Source organism: Ensifer sp. NM-2 (genome assembly GCF_003024455.1).
Taxonomy (GTDB): domain Bacteria; phylum Pseudomonadota; class Alphaproteobacteria; order Rhizobiales; family Rhizobiaceae; genus Ensifer; species Ensifer canadensis.
In genome coordinates this window covers 17,243-31,662 of the sequence record NZ_PVZR01000032.1, presented here as the reverse complement: position 1 = coordinate 31,662, position 14,420 = coordinate 17,243, and the positions used below count along the sequence as shown (strand labels likewise).

11 protein-coding genes are annotated in these 14,420 nt (G+C 57.1%); 4 read left to right on the top strand and 7 right to left on the bottom strand.

What is annotated here, in order from left to right; genetic code table 11:
* Positions 1–21: 21 nt before the first annotated feature.
* From trbL to trbB, 7 genes are read right to left on the bottom strand one after another with little or no spacing between them, the layout of a single operon-like run.
* The gene (gene trbL / locus C6558_RS35355) at positions 22–1,197 is read right to left on the bottom strand and encodes a P-type conjugative transfer protein TrbL (RefSeq protein ID WP_107028472.1); all 1,176 of its coding nucleotides are present in this window, start codon (positions 1,195–1,197) and stop codon (positions 22–24) included.
* Positions 1,191–1,391, bottom strand: a complete 201-nt coding sequence (trbK, locus tag C6558_RS35350) for an entry exclusion protein TrbK (RefSeq protein WP_107028471.1) — start codon at positions 1,389–1,391, stop codon at positions 1,191–1,193. The genes trbL and trbK overlap by 7 nt, the downstream gene beginning before the upstream one ends.
* A complete protein-coding gene (gene trbJ, locus C6558_RS35345) occupies positions 1,388–2,191 on the bottom strand; it encodes a P-type conjugative transfer protein TrbJ (RefSeq protein ID WP_107028470.1) in 804 nt (267 codons plus the stop codon). The genes trbK and trbJ overlap by 4 nt, the downstream gene beginning before the upstream one ends.
* Positions 2,163–4,616 carry a conjugal transfer protein TrbE gene (locus C6558_RS35340; RefSeq protein ID WP_107028469.1) on the bottom strand — a complete coding sequence of 818 codons (2,454 nt, stop codon included), beginning with the start codon at positions 4,614–4,616 and terminating at the stop codon, positions 2,163–2,165. The genes trbJ and C6558_RS35340 overlap by 29 nt, the downstream gene beginning before the upstream one ends.
* Before the next feature lie 10 nt (positions 4,617–4,626).
* Positions 4,627–4,926, bottom strand: a complete 300-nt coding sequence (locus C6558_RS35335; RefSeq protein WP_107028468.1) for a conjugal transfer protein TrbD — start codon at positions 4,924–4,926, stop codon at positions 4,627–4,629.
* Positions 4,919–5,296 carry a TrbC/VirB2 family protein gene (locus C6558_RS35330; protein WP_107028467.1) on the bottom strand — a complete coding sequence of 126 codons (378 nt, stop codon included), beginning with the start codon at positions 5,294–5,296 and terminating at the stop codon, positions 4,919–4,921. Before C6558_RS35330 ends, C6558_RS35335 begins: the two co-directional genes overlap by 8 nt.
* Complete coding sequence (gene trbB / locus C6558_RS35325; RefSeq protein ID WP_107028466.1) at positions 5,286–6,257, bottom strand: P-type conjugative transfer ATPase TrbB; 972 nt, start codon at positions 6,255–6,257, stop codon at positions 5,286–5,288. Before trbB ends, C6558_RS35330 begins: the two co-directional genes overlap by 11 nt.
* A gap of 561 nt (positions 6,258–6,818) precedes the next feature.
* On the opposite strand from trbB, the gene repA reads away from it, so the two are divergent.
* The 4 genes from repA to C6558_RS35305 all read left to right on the top strand — a co-directional run bounded on the left by repA (position 6,819) and on the right by C6558_RS35305 (position 12,785).
* A complete protein-coding gene (repA, locus tag C6558_RS35320; RefSeq protein WP_107028465.1) occupies positions 6,819–8,030 on the top strand; it encodes a plasmid partitioning protein RepA in 1,212 nt (403 codons plus the stop codon).
* Positions 8,031–8,059: 29 nt separating this feature from the next.
* Positions 8,060–9,076: a plasmid partitioning protein RepB gene (gene repB / locus C6558_RS35315; protein ID WP_245449282.1), complete on the top strand. Its 1,017-nt coding sequence runs from the start codon at positions 8,060–8,062 to the stop codon at positions 9,074–9,076.
* 233 nt (positions 9,077–9,309) lie between these two features.
* Positions 9,310–10,569 (top strand): plasmid replication protein RepC, encoded by a 1,260-nt coding sequence (repC, locus tag C6558_RS35310; RefSeq protein ID WP_107028463.1) that lies wholly within the window; start codon positions 9,310–9,312, stop codon positions 10,567–10,569.
* A 1,052-nt stretch (positions 10,570–11,621) separates the two neighbouring features.
* Positions 11,622–12,785 (top strand): IS110 family transposase, encoded by a 1,164-nt coding sequence (locus tag C6558_RS35305; protein ID WP_199197109.1) that lies wholly within the window; start codon positions 11,622–11,624, stop codon positions 12,783–12,785.
* Positions 12,786–14,420: the final 1,635 nt, after the last annotated feature.

Sequence of the window (14,420 nt, the reverse complement as noted above, 5' to 3'; positions counted from 1 at the left end):
TCCTTCACTTTCTGATTGCGGTTAGTCTTTGCGTTCGGGTGGCTGCTTTGGTCCGCGATGGGCACTGCGGCTCTCATCGAGCTTGGCGTTGGCTAGCCCGAGGATCGAACCCGCGTAAGCGCCGGGCGAACCGATCGCCTTTTCCTTCGCTGCGGAGCCGGCGGCTTTGCCCGCTGATCCAATGCCGGCGCCGATCCCACGCAACGCTGCACCGGGGACCGAGGAGCCGGCAGCACGCGCCGCCTGCCCGGCCGCAAGGCCCGCGCTGACAGCGCCGCCCGCGAGGAAGCCTGCCCCCGCACCGAAGGATGCCGCCTGGCCCCCATGGCGGATCGCCTCCATGCCTCCGGAAACCGAAGCTCCCTGGACAACGCCTTGGATGATGTTCGGCACATACATAGCGATGATGAACACCACGACCGAGATGCCCGCGACCGCCAGGGTCGTAACGAATTGATCCGAAGACGCCGTTGGAGCATTCGCGAGCCCCAGCAGCACTTGGGACCCGATCTTGGCGATCATCACCAATGCCATCAGCTTCATGCCGACACCGAAGGCGTAGACGAGGTAGCGGACCGCAAAGTCTTTCGTGAACGACGAGCCGCCCAGCCCGAGCATGATCATGCCGGCGAGCAGGCCGACATACATCTCGACCATGACCGACACGAAAATCGCGGCAACAAGCGAAAAGCAGATGACGACGACGCCCATCGCCAGCACCGCGGCGATCGCGAGCGCGTTGTCCTCGAAGACACCGAACCGCGCTTGCTGCGACATTTGCGATGCCACACGGATGCCGGCGTCCAAGATTTCGGCGGGGGAGGCTGAACCGCCGCCGGCGCCGATCTGGAAAAGACTGTCGACCACCGCGCGGGCGAACGTCGGACCTTGCGTGAGTGTAAAGGCAAAGAACCCGATGAACATGATCCGCCGGACAAGCTCGGCAAACCAGCTGTCGAGAGAGGCGGCCTGGATTGCGAGCCAGACCGCCGCGATACCAACCTCGATGGTGGCCAGGATCCAGAACAGCGACTTCGCCGCATCCATGATGGTGGTTTCCCATCCCTTGGCAGCCGTCGAAACCTGGTTCTCCAATTCAGTGAGGACCTGTCCCTCCTGCGCGAAAGCGGGTGCAGCAATCGCGGTCCATACCAATCCTGCGATGAGGAAAGAACGTACAAGGCTGCTCTTCACCATCTCGGGCGCTTCTCCTGGCCGTCCTTGGTTGGCGGCAGCGCCTTATCTGTGCCGAAGAACTTTTCCCTTGGCGCCCGCTGTTCCTCCGTCAGCGCAGGCTTGCCCGTATCTCTGAAATTGATGATCAGCGCCGTGGCGGCAGACGAGACAGCAGCAAAAGATATGACCAAGGCGATGACGGTCGCGCGGCTCACCAGCGAGGCTCCATCTTCTGACCTTCCGGAATGGTTTTGACCTCGGCGTTGAAGAATCTCTCCCGGAGTGCTTGCGCCAGGTCCTTGTCGGTCTGCTCTGTCTGCAGCCAGGTTCCCATCATTGTCATCTGCTGGGAGACGAGACCGCGAAGCTTCTGCATCTGGGCGACTTGTTGCGCTGCGATCTCGTGGCCCACCTGCAGTGCTTTCATCTGGCCGTCGGCCGTTTCCGACATCGACCGCAGGGAGGACATTGTGCTTTCCTCGCTGTCGAACTGATCGGCCGTGAGGCTTGCCGCCTTCAGCGTGCTGGCAATCGTGTCGCGGTTGGTGTCCGACCAGATTTGATAGGTCGAGGAGAATGTTTCATTTTTTGGCAAATTGGTCTGCAGCGTCGAATAGCTCTGGAATCGCTGCTGCAGCACATCGTCGGCATTGCCCATCGAAAATGCGATGCTTTGTCCCTGATCAACGATGCTGCGGAGCTGACTGAGGTCGCTTTCGACCTGCCCCCACATATGCGAAGGGAGGGTGGCCGTGTTCTGCAGCAGGTTCTGGTAGATATTCAGCTGCGTCTCGATCTGCTGTGCCAACTGATTGATCTGGGTGAGCTGGTTCTGAATCTGCTCGCCGGATTTTCCGACCAGGGCGACCAGCTCGCCATTGTTCAGCACCTGGGTCCATTCGGTCGCCGCGCCTGTTGCGGTACCGGCGCTGGCCGATGAGGTACTTCCGATCGCCAAGGCGATGACCGCAAGACCGGTGAGCAATCTATGCGAAGTTGAGTAGCGATGCGGCATCGTGAACTCCTCTCATCTCAAGCCAGTGGATCGGCCAGTCGCGGCCGTGTTCGGAATGGAGCGCACGGATGCGCTTCAAGTCTTCCTTGCCAGATGCGCCGACGAAGCTGAGCGCCACGGGACCGAGCGCCATGTCGAACAACCGCCGGCCCTCTGGAGTGACGACGTAATATTCGCGCTTGGGAATGGCGTTCGAAACGATCTCGACCTGGCGCTCATTGAAGCCGATGCGCTGGTAGAACTCGCGTGTCCCGGGTTCGCGCGCGGCGCCGTTCGGAAGGCAGATCTTCGTCGGGCAGGATTCCTTCAACACGTCGATAATGCCGGAGCGCTCTGCATCTGAGATCGACTGAGTGGCAAGAACCACGGCACAATTGGCTTTGCGAAGCACCTTCAACCATTCGCGGATCTTTGCTCGGAAGACGGGGTGGCCGAGCATCAACCAGGCTTCGTCCAGCACGATCAGGCTCGGCGAGCCGTCGAGGCGCTTTTCGATGCGGCGGAAAAGATAGGTGAGCACCGGCACGAGATTGCGCTCGCCCATGTTCAACTGCTCGATCTCGAAAGTCTGGAAGGCACCGAACGTCAAGCCATCCTTCTCGGCATCGAGAAGCTGACCCATTGGGCCATCGACCGTATAATGATGCAGCGCGTCTTTGATCTCGCGCATCTGCACGCCGCTCACGAAATCCGACAGCGATCGGCCGGGTGCGCTCGCCATCAACCCGACCTGTCGAGAGATGGCGTTACGATGATCAGGCGTGATGGCGACGCCCTGTAGCACTACCAGCATTTCGATCCATTCCGTGGCCCAGGCCCGATCCGCTTCCGATGAAAGGTCCGATAGCGGGCAGAAGGCCAGGGCCTTCCCATCCTCCGCAATGTCGCCGCCGATCTCGTAATGATCACCGCCCGCGGCCAGCGTCAGTGGCAGCAGCGAACTTCCCTTGTCGAAAGCGAAGATCTGGGACCGTTCATAGCGCCGGAACTGCGCCGCGAGCAGCGCGAGCAGCGTCGACTTGCCAGAGCCGGTCGGCCCAAATATCAAGGTGTGACCGACGTCATCGACATGAAGGTTGAGCCGGAACGGCGTCGAGCCACTGGCCACCTGCAGCAGCGGCGGAGAATTGGGTGGATAGAATGGGCATGGCGCGACAGGGCTTCCCGACCAGACCGAATTGAGTGGGATCAGGTCCGCGAGGTTGCTGGTATTGATCAGCGGTTCGCGAATATTGGCGTACCAGTTGCCTGGCAGGCTTCCAAGATAGGCATCAGTCGCATTGAGCGTTTCGATCCGCGCCCCGAAGCCTTCGGCCTGGATCAGCCGGCGGATCGCCTCGGCCTTTTCGTGCAGTGCCTCACGATCACCGTCGAACAGGACTATGACCGGCGTATAATAGCCGTAGGCAACCAACTGCGAAGACGCCTGCGCGATGGCATCCTCAGTTTCGGCCACCATGGTCATCGCATCCTGATCGACCGAGCGGCTTTGCGTCTGGAAGATCTGGTCGAAGAATGGCCGTACCTTCTGCTGCCATTTCTTGCGGGTTCGCTCCAGTTTCTGACGCGCCTCTTCCGCATCGAGGAAGATGAAACGAGACGACCAACGATACGTGAGCGGCATCAGCTTGAGGCTGTTGAGGATCCCCGGCCAGCTCTCAGCTGGCAGTCCATCGATTGACACCACGGCGAGGAAACGGTTTTCGATCTTCGGCGTCAGGCCATGCTCAAACTCGGCGGTGGCGACCCAGTCGAGATACATAGGGGCATCGGGAAGCCGGATCGGGTGGTTCTCGCCCGTGATGCAGAAACGGACGAACTGCAGCAGTTCGTCATAGCGAGCGACACGCTCCCCTCCCCGCTCGCGAACCTCCCGCGTTTCCATCCGTCGGATCGAAACGGTGTTCGCGAAATACTGCTCGATCTCGCGGATCGCGTTCCTGAAGATGAAGAGCACCGTGTCCGCATAGGTCTTCTTGCGGCTCTCCTCGTCGGAATAGATGTATTTGCTCAAACCAATCTTTTTGGACTCGAGCGGCCGATGAGTGAGGATAAGTGCGTGCTTGCTCTCGAAATGTCCCCGCTCGCGTTCAAAATGCGCCCGGCGCTCCGCGTCTATCGCCCGTGTGACCGCATCGGGGAAATGGCAGCGGTCTTCTGAAGGGTAGTCGAATGTCGGTATACGGACGGCTTCGACCTGGATCATCCAACCGCTTCCAAGCCGGCACAGGATCGCGTTGATCTGCCGCGACAGTTCATTGCGTTCCAGGTCGGTCGCACTTTCGGTATCCGGCCCGGCAAAATACCAGCCGGTCATTAGGCTGCCATCCTTCAACAGCAGCACGCCGTTGTCGACCAAGGCGGCATAAGGGACGAGGTCGGCGAAGGATGGGCCGGTGGCCCGGAAATGCTTGAGAGCGACCATGCGCGCCTCCTCAATAACGCCGCCACGGAGACGTGGTCGCTTTGTAGTAATGCTTGTAGGAGATGTGCCTGATATAGACCTGCCGCATCAAAGGATCGGACTTCGCCATTATTCTGAGCAACCCGACAATGACGATCCAGACGGCGACTCCGAAGAGTGCCGAGTAGAGGGTCAGCACCACAAAAATCAGGATGACGGCGATGAGCCCAGTGAGAAGCACCAGTTCCCGGTCGGCTCCCATCAGGAGGTTCGGCCGCGATAGAGCGCGGTGGATGCGGTTGCGCTGGAGGCTGGAAAAGGACTCAGCCATGAGCCCCCTCCCCTGCTCCGCTCGAAACTGCAGCTACGAGATCGTTCGAAAGTCCGATTGATGCACCGGTCGCGCCGAACAGGCCGACGATGTTGGTGGCCCCGAGCAGGATGCCGGCGACGAGTACGACATAGACGAGCCGCCGGGCGAAGTCGTTGAGTTCTCCGCCGAAGATCAGCATGCCACCCGCAATTGCGACCGCTGCTAACGCGATGTATCCGGCCACGGGTCCGGTAATCGACTCCTGAATTTGCTCCAGAGGCCCCTCCCATGGGAGGCTTCCCCCAGAGCCGGCTGCGGCCGGTGTGGTGGCAGCGATTACCGCTAGCGCGAGCAGACTGAAGGTAATTGGAACCTGCTTAAACTGCATACAAAGCATCCTCTGTGTGTGGTTTGATCTCGTAGTGGCCGTTCCAGAACCGGATCACGTGAAGGATTTCAGTAACCCGGCGCCCTTTTGGCATGCGCTCGATCGAAACGACGAGATCGACAGCGTCACCGATGACGGTTTGCATCGGCTGTTGGCTGACTTCGGCCGTCAGTTGCTCAAGCCGCTGTAAGGCCGAACGCGCCGTGTTCGAGTGGATGGTGGCAATGCCGCCTGGGTGGCCGGTGTTCCACGCCTTTAGCAGGGTGAGTGCAGCGCCGTCGCGCACTTCACCGACCACAATGCGGTCCGGTCTTAGCCGCATAGTGCTCTTCAGCAGCCGGGACATTTCAACAGTGTCGCTTGTATGCAGGAAGACCGCGTTGTCCGCCGCACATTGAAGTTCTGCCGTATCCTCGAGGATGACGAGTCGAGCTTCGGGCGCGTGTTGGACGATCTCCGCAAGGATGGCATTGGCAAGGGTTGTTTTGCCGGAGCCGGTGCCACCTGCCACGACTATGTTGAACTTTGACGCTACGGCCTTACGAAGGAAGGCGACCTGGTTCGCCGTCATCGTTTTGCTCGCAATATACTCGGCGAGCAGGATTAACCGTGACGCGCGCCTTCGGATTGTAAAAGACGGACCGGCGACAACGGGCGGCAATAATCCTTCGAAGCGATGGCCTCCGATTGGGAGTTCCCCGGAGACAATCGGGCTTTTGGCGTCGACTTCAGAACCGAGGGCATGAGCGACGCTTCCGATAACGGTCTCAGCTGCCGCTCTCGACATGTCACCGGCAGCGGCGATACTCTGCCCCAAGGTCTCGATGAAGAGTTTTCCGTCGGGGTTGAGCATGATTTCGACGACGTTTGGGTCATCGAGCGCAGCACACAAGCGGTCGCCCAGAGCGTTCTGGAGTTTGCTAACAAGGCGTGGGCGCGATTGAAGTTGTGGAGCCATCATTTATTACGTTCCTGCGCTTTGAAGGGCACGAGCGAAGACTGATGCTTTGGGGCGCAAGCGTTCGCAGTTATCGAGAGGCGGCCAAAACCCCGCCAACGATTGGTTCGCCGAAGCGAGGTAGTGGGTGGACCAGGCTGCACGGGCGTTGCGCGATGCCCGTGATATCGAGGAATCGTGTCGCACCAAGTTTTCTTGCAGGTGTCGTGCATTGCGGCTGCCCCTTGGCTGAACCAATGCGGCGGGTGTGCACGTGATCCTGAGGATATTCCACTAGCAGAAGTGATAGAGCTGATTCTCTGCTTCCCCTCTTTTTCGGGAACGAAAATCAGTTGAGACGAGATGTTTCGCTAACAAAGGTGTTAGTAAACCGGCAGTCGCGAGCCGGTAGGTTTCATAACAACCTGTTGATATTATTAATGTATATTTTGATTTTGATAATTAGCCGGCTCTCGCCGTTAAGGCATCGTTAACCAACTAACGTTTGACGGGAAGAGGGAATCGCGTAACGGTGCCTCGACGGAAATTTGGCGACGATCACGAAAAAACCGTCGTGAGGAAAAAATGAAGACGAATACGCGGCTCAGCGACCCACTCGAATCCTCAGCTGACAAAATCAGTCGGCAGTCCCAAATGCTATCGGCTCAATTGCAGTCGATACGCCAACGGTTGTATCAGCCCGAAACCGTGAAAACGTTGAAGACCTTCACCTCTAGAGAAGTGGCTGTACTCCTCGGGATCGCGGAATCGACCCTTCGGCAAATGTCCTTAGATGGCGAGAGTGTCATACCTGACCGCCAAGACAACGGTCGTCGTATCTACACTCTTTCGCAGGTCAACCAAATTAGAGATCATCTCGCTCGCAAGCGACCCGGCGAGGCACTCGATTTCCTTCCGCGCCGCCGCGAGGGCGACAAACTGCAGGTGATCGCCGTCGCAAATTTCAAAGGCGGTTCTGCCAAAACCACCACAACCGTTCATCTTGCGCACTATCTTGCCGTTATGGGGCTGCGTGTTCTCGCAATCGATCTCGACCCGCAGGCCTCTCTTTCTGCGATGTTCGGGTACCAGCCCGAATTCGACGTCGATGAGAACGAAACCGTTTACGCCGCAATTCGTTATGACGATCGTCGCCGACCGGTACAGGAAGTCATTCGCAACACATACTTCGATGGGATCGACTTGATTCCGGCTAACCTGGAACTGATGGAGTATGAGCACGAAACTCCGCAAGCAATCGCTGAAGGGTACGGCCGAGGAGACGAGATTTTCTTCAGGCGCCTTGCAGCGGTAATTGCTGAGGTGGAAGCAAACTATGATGTTGTGTTGATTGATGCGCCGCCACAACTCGGCTACCTGACGCTTGGCGCGCTCTGCGCGGCCACTAGCCTGCTCATCACGATTCATCCAGCGATGATTGATGTCGCCAGCATGAACCAGTTCCTCGCGATGATGAGTGACCTGATGCACGTCATCGAAGATCGGGGCGGGGTGCTCAGCCACGACTTCATCCGTTATGTGATAACGCGCCACAATCCGAACGATGGCCCCCAGGTCAATGTGGTCACGCTTCTACGATCACTTTTTAAAGACGATGTTCTGGCGCCAGCTGTCGTCGAAACGACGGCGATTGCGAGCGCTGGGCTTGAAAAGAAAAGCCTTTACGAGCTTTCGCGGGGCAGTGTCGGACGGGACACATTAATACGCGCGCTCGAATCCGTTGATGCCGTGAACGCGGAGATCTTCCAGCATCTTAAGCATGTGTGGGGTAGATAATGGTCAATCCACGCGAACGAAATCAAAGGATGAAGTCACTCTTCGCGAACGTGGACGCCGATGCGCTGTCCAAGCAGGCGGCCCCGACCATTTCTGAGGTTGATAAACGACGTGTGGGGTCCGCCGCCGTCAAGTCGATGGATCGCGCCTTTGTTTCCATTGAAGAAGAAAACAAGCGGCTGCACGAACAACTCTTGTCTTCGGAATCAATTGTCGAGCTTAACCCCGACAGTATCGTTCCCTCGTTCGTTAGTGATCGCATTGATATCGATAGCGATCCAGTCTTCGACGCTTTTGTCGAAGGAATAAAGGAGTCTGGGCAAAAGCTTCCAATCCTTGTGCGTCCGATCGGCGGTAAGCCGGGTCATTATCAGGCGGCTTACGGTCACCGCCGGCTGCGAGCCTGCCAAATTCTCAACCGCCCCGTCAAAGCAATTGTCCGGGAGATGAACGACGAAGAATTGGTTGTCTCTCAAGGTATCGAAAACTCCGAGCGGCTGAACTTGTCTTTTATTGAGCAAGGCCTATTCGCTTTGACGTTGAAAGAGCGAGGCTATACCCGCGAGACGATATCAAACGCTTTGGGACGTAAAGAAGGCCAAAGTATTACCTACATCTCGACCCTTACAAACACTGTTGCGATGATACCGGAGAGTCTTATCCGACAGATTGGCGCAGCGCCCGCGATTGGCCGGCCTAAATGGGAAAAGCTCAGTGCCTTGATCGCTCAACGTACACTTAGTGCGGCCCAGCAGAGGGCAGTGGATGATCTAATGGCCTCTCCTGCCTGGAAGGAGAGCAACAGTGATCAGCGCTTCGGGTTGGTCTTCGACGCGTTCGATCAATCCGCAAGGCAGCACCCGGAAATGATCGAAGTCCCGGTAGCGGGTGGAACCGTGATCTCAGCCCGGCGAACAGACACCGCGACAAGGATATTCATTCCCGACACGCGGCTCCCTGGGCTCTCTGAGTGGCTGCTGCAACGGCTCCCGTACTTGGTGGAAGAATTTCAAGCCAATCAGAAAGAGGATACTGAAATGACTTGAACTCAGAACGGAAAAGGGCCCACCGACAGCAATCGGTAGACCCTTAAACCATTAGCCAACGGAACGAAATCGAACCGCCAACATCAGCTCTAGCAATCTGATTCTAAGACGGTCGGTGTTCATAATCAAGTCTCTGTAACCCCAGAGACTGGATTTTTTGTGCGCGTATGCCGGTGGCTTCATGACAATCTGACAATGGGAACTGCGATTCCTTGGGACGCAGCAGGATTGCTATGGCCGAAACAGCTCATGTAGCATCATTCAGACGTGTGACGCCTGGCATCGTCGCCAGCGCGCGTCTCGCAATGGCTAACGACGTTCCCGACATTAGCAAGTCGGAGATCGCACTCCTTTTGAAACGCGCGGCGCCCGTGCTCGGCATTGATGGGACGACCTATCATGTCATGGATATCCTGCTCGGGTTGTCGCGGGCCGATGACTGGAAAGGGACCGGCCGGCCGGTCGTCGCCATATCCAACGCAAAACTCGCCGAGTATACCATGCGTTCCGAACGAACAGTTATTCGGTGCATAAAGCGGCTCGTCGAAGCAGGCATTGCGGCTTATCGGGACAGCTCTACCGGCCGGCGTTTCGTTTATCGAAATGACGACGGTGAAATGCTCTCTGGCTTCGGCATTGACTTTACGCCCGCGCGGGTCCGCTCTGCTGAGATCCGCACTGCCGTTGAGCAATACCATACAAAATTGAACCGAGGCCTTGCCGCAAAACGTGACATAGCGCGCCTCTCTCGTGCAATAGAGGATCTTTGTGTAGCCTTTCCGGCTGAAGCGAGCGGAATCCGTTCGGAGCGACAGGGCATCCTGGACGCAGCAGCTGCTGTGGAAGAGTGTGCCGAGGAGTTGAAAGCACTTCATGCAAAGCTAGTCGCACAGCTTTCACCCGTTGAGATTTTATCAAAAATGTCGTCCGAGGGTGACATCGATGTCACTCCTAATATTAATACAACCCAAGAATCATTTCTTGAAAGTAAGAAACAACGGCCCCGCTCAATCGAGCAGGACTTCAACCCTGGCGGCAGCAAAGCTGCCCAAATGGCTTTTGAAAAAAAGCCTGGCGAAGCACCGAGAACTCATCAAGTTGATCCTGACGGAGGACGTGAGCGCAACCCAGGCGCAGTTCAGGCAGAAGTACTGGGTTCCGTCTCGATAGGATTGCTTCAATCGGCCTGCCGCGAAGCCCAATCGTTGACTGGCGTGCGGTTTGATAGCTGGTCGGCACTGGCCCGGTCTGGAGAGGTCCTCCGCCGGATGATCGGGCTTTCCGAGGCCGGATGGACGGATGGGCAGGTCAAAATTGGGGTTCACGCGGCCAGTGCGATCCTGGCCACGGTACTCGAGAAGCATATTCGTGATCCAGATCAGATCTCAAAGCCGGGCGGATACTTCAGGGCAATGGTTGAACGTGCAATCGATGGGCGCCTGAATCTGGAGCGCAGTTTGTTCGGGCTTGCAGATGCGAGCTATGGCCATTGAGCGAGTGCTACTGCGACCAAGGCTGAGCATCGCACGATGAGGTGAATGCACTATCCAACAGGCCCTCAATGCATGTTGTCACTGGATAGGGTTCTGGAGGCGTTTCCAACACTGGAGACGCCTCTCCCCTCCCCTTCCAGAAACGCCATTGGCGCGGATGGAGCGCAACAGCGGTACAGCGTTGCGCTGCGAGCCAGCCTCGTTGGCGGCCGACGCAATGATCTCGCCCCCTTTTTTTCCGTTGCGGCCTGCTGTTGGCCGGACAGACGCGCTGTGGAACATTTGAATGTCACCATCGTGGTAGCCAGTGGGACAAGGCTCAAAGGCGTTTTCGGGTAGGTCACGTCATGGCGCGGCGCCATGACGGCCGGAGGATGCCATTCGACACGCGCGTGTCATCTGCGCGCGGCGAAGGGGCTCGAACGGAGGGCCAAAATGGCTACGAAATAACATTCGTTGGCCGTTCTTTCGACAACGCGTAACTTTTATCCGGAAGCTACGTCTCATTATCATCGTCAACTGCTGACCACAGACAGCTGTCGATGTCGTCCGTCTAGCCCGCTTGTAAAAGTAAGTCATGATACTTCGTCACCGGATTCACCTCTCTACGTTCGACAAGGAACTGCATTGATCCCAGCAACACGTTGACCGCCGTGGAGTGCTTGATGCTTAGGACGCCACTTGCAATGGATAATAGACCAGCTTTCGACAGCCTCCGCCTCCACCACAACAACGTCCTTCGGCAAGATAGCGAGCGCAATTGGTGCTATTTACCCTGTTGCGATCTAAAGTCCTTGAGAATTGTGCTTTGCACGGTCTTCCTGCACACAGCTACAGCCCGTGGCATGGTGGCGAAGTGCACGATATCCGGTAGCCGGTACCAAGTGCCGGCCCTGGGCTGCAAGCTTACGCCATGAACAATTGTGTTTGGCTGGCCCCTGAATGGCACCGTGGCCTCGGTTTCATAGATCCCATGGGCTGGATCACGGCCGCCGTTTTTTTTTGCAGAATGAGTGGTCTTCCGATCAACCACCTAATCTGAGGAGACTGCGATGCTTAAGACCGATATCCCGACGACCGCCGTCCAAACCAATCTTGCCGCAATATTTCTGTCTTTGGAACTTTCGCGTTCGACATGGCTCATCACGTCGCTGTCACCGGGGAACGGCGAGAAGATGTCGAAGTACTCGGTAGCAGCTGGCAATATTGTCGGTCTATTTGAGTTGTTCTCGAAGCTGCAGGAAAGAAGCCGAGCCAGAACCGGGCAGATCTATCCGATCATTACGATCCAGGAAGCTGGTCTCGATGGTTTTTGGGTCCACCGATCGCTCGAGAAAGAAGGTATCGAAAGTCACATCGTTGATGCGGCTTCAATCGCTACGCCTCGCCGCCGGCGGCGCGTGAAGACGGATCGTGTCGATGGTGAGGCGCTGCTGCGTGTTCTGCTGGCCTTCAAGAGGAAGGAACCGCGCGTCTGTGCGATGGTGCGGGCCATTTCCCATGAAGAGGAAGACCGGCGGCGGATCGGCCGGGAGCGAAAAGCGCTGATGGTAGAACGTGTCGGGCACGTCAATCGGATAAAGGGGCTTCTTTTCTCGCAGGGTATCAGCGATTACGAGCCCCTTCAGAAAGATCGACGCCAGCGCCTCAAGGAACTGCAAACAGGTGACGGTCATATGTTGGCACAACATATGAAAGCTCAGATTGCCCGTGAGCTGGACCGGTTGGAACTGGTTATGGAGCAAATCAAGGTAGTCGAGGATGAGCGTGACGCGCTTATCGCGGAGCAACGGGCAGACAAGACCAAACCATCGCCGGTCGCGATATTACTTGGGATCAAAGGCGTTGGTGCGGAGTTTGCGAACATCCTATGGTCGGAAGGTCTGTTCCGGCCTTTCGACAACCGCCGCCAGGTCGCGGCCTATGCAGGATTGGCACCGACGCCTTGGCAAAGCGGCTCGATTAACCGCGAACAGGGCGTGTCGAAAGCAGGCAATCCGAGACTGCGCACGACTTTAATCCAGCTAGCCTGGCTTTGGTTGCGGCATCAGCCGGATTCGGCATTGGCGCAATGGTTCAGGGGGCGTGTTGAACATAATGGTGGTCGCATGAAGAAGACGACCATCGTCGCGCTGGCGCGCAAGCTGTTGGTCGCACTTTGGAAGTACGTCAGCTCTGGGGTCATCATCGACGGCGCCGTGATGAAGACCGCATAACGCTTTCACTCTCCCCTTTAAGATACCACCAAGGCCTCATGAACCCTGGTGGTTCCAGGCCGACGACCGAGAGAAACTTTGGCGAAATGCCGTCTCATAGAATGGTTTTGTCGACCTGAGCCCTGCCCGCCGGAAGCGGGATGTTGGTGCAGCCGAAATAAACGGCGACCGTATGTGAGGTGGATGAGGCTCGGCGAAACGAGCCGTGTCGCACAGACGGGCTTGGAACCTGGAACCGATACTTTGAGGATGACGACATGTTTTAACTAACTTGACACAGAGGTTCCCATGTGAGGGTTTCTTGGCAGTGGTAGTCCTTCCGCAGCCGACCACGTGCTGATGCCGTATAGGAGATGAGGTTTTGCTTGACTTACCGATGAAGGCGATGCTGGGTCATCGGCGCCGTACCAACTGGTGAAGACCAGCCTGCGTGAGCATTGGTGCAAACAGAACGCATGACCATGACTAAGTCCTTGCGGTCGTGTATGCGGCTGTTGCTCGCAGCCATGGGTTTCCCTAGGAGCATGGCTTGGCGCCCCACGATGCCGCAGACGCGTTTGGCATTGACGGGCAGTGACTGTCTCCGTCCTTGGAGAAGGGTGTGGTCCGGTGATAATCGGTGGCTGATTACCCCAAGTCGTTCGCCGATATTGGAGTAGTACACGACCCCTGCCCGTCTCCTCCGTGCCGAATGTTCGCGCGCGTGCTCCTCGGATTTGACGATTTGTCTGACACCACTAGATCAGTGCGCCAGCGCTCGATCATGTGCTTGAGCCAATTTTTGCGTATGGGGCATGCCCTGTTGAAACGGAGGGCAGTTACGATTGGTTTCAGCGGCCGTTGGGTGACCCTCTTGTAGACGCCTGCTCACTAAAGCGATGTAGGTCTAGGATGCCTTTACACCAATAGGCTTTCAGAAGGTCCAGTCTCGTACAGAGGGATTGATCTGCGCTCAAACCACTCTATCGCGCATTTTCCTGATGCATTGGAAATGATCGCACCGTAAGACCGGAACTGCCAGAAAAAGCCTCTGCGGGTCGGCCTGGGTGCCCAGCCTCAGCTCCGCCTACACGATTGTTTCGGTGTCAAGGCTATCGAGAGCAATATCGGTGGCTAAGATCCTGCGCATCTGCGAAGGTCCGTCATGGCTTTCCCCGGAAAGGGCTTAGCTGGATTGGCAACAAAGCCTTTGATTCCGTCGTATTCTGGCCTTTCTTCGCAAGGAGGGAGCGTTCGCCAATTTCCCGCCGAAACCCGCCGGGCTGCCTGAACCGTATTTCAGTAGTAGTCGCATTGCTACCAGTGCTTACTTTGGTGCGAGCTTGGCGAAGATGCGCTCGATACGGTTTCGCTTGCAGTAAAGCTATGTCTTTTTGGGTTTGTTGCGCAGGCGGGTGCAGCTGCGCCGTGGCGTCAACCCCGCCTTGAACATCGCATGCAATTTCATGCGACCAAGATGCTCAATCTTTGCAGTAGATGTCACAGAAGCAAGGTGGCCGATCGTGTACCTCCGCGACGTAGCACTTTCGCCGTACCCGACCCCTATGGAGCGCTCGGTGCTAAACTTTTGTAAAGCGGCTCGGCTGAGCGGCTATGCGGATCTGCGCAATCTGGTCCTTTGGAAAGGGGGTCACA

Coding starts and splice junctions, on each gene's coding strand:
- trbJ (WP_107028470.1), bottom strand. CDS start 2,191: ATGCCGCATCGCTACTCAACTTCGCATAGATTGCTCACCGGTCTTGCG.
- trbB (WP_107028466.1), bottom strand. CDS start 6,257: ATGATGGCTCCACAACTTCAATCGCGCCCACGCCTTGTTAGCAAACTC.
- repC (WP_107028463.1), top strand. CDS start 9,310: ATGGCCGAAACAGCTCATGTAGCATCATTCAGACGTGTGACGCCTGGC.
- repB (WP_245449282.1), top strand. CDS start 8,060: ATGAAGTCACTCTTCGCGAACGTGGACGCCGATGCGCTGTCCAAGCAG.
- C6558_RS35305 (WP_199197109.1), top strand. CDS start 11,622: ATGCTTAAGACCGATATCCCGACGACCGCCGTCCAAACCAATCTTGCC.
- repA (WP_107028465.1), top strand. CDS start 6,819: ATGAAGACGAATACGCGGCTCAGCGACCCACTCGAATCCTCAGCTGAC.
- C6558_RS35335 (WP_107028468.1), bottom strand. CDS start 4,926: ATGGCTGAGTCCTTTTCCAGCCTCCAGCGCAACCGCATCCACCGCGCT.
- C6558_RS35340 (WP_107028469.1), bottom strand. CDS start 4,616: ATGGTCGCTCTCAAGCATTTCCGGGCCACCGGCCCATCCTTCGCCGAC.
- C6558_RS35330 (WP_107028467.1), bottom strand. CDS start 5,296: ATGCAGTTTAAGCAGGTTCCAATTACCTTCAGTCTGCTCGCGCTAGCG.
- trbL (WP_107028472.1), bottom strand. CDS start 1,197: ATGGTGAAGAGCAGCCTTGTACGTTCTTTCCTCATCGCAGGATTGGTA.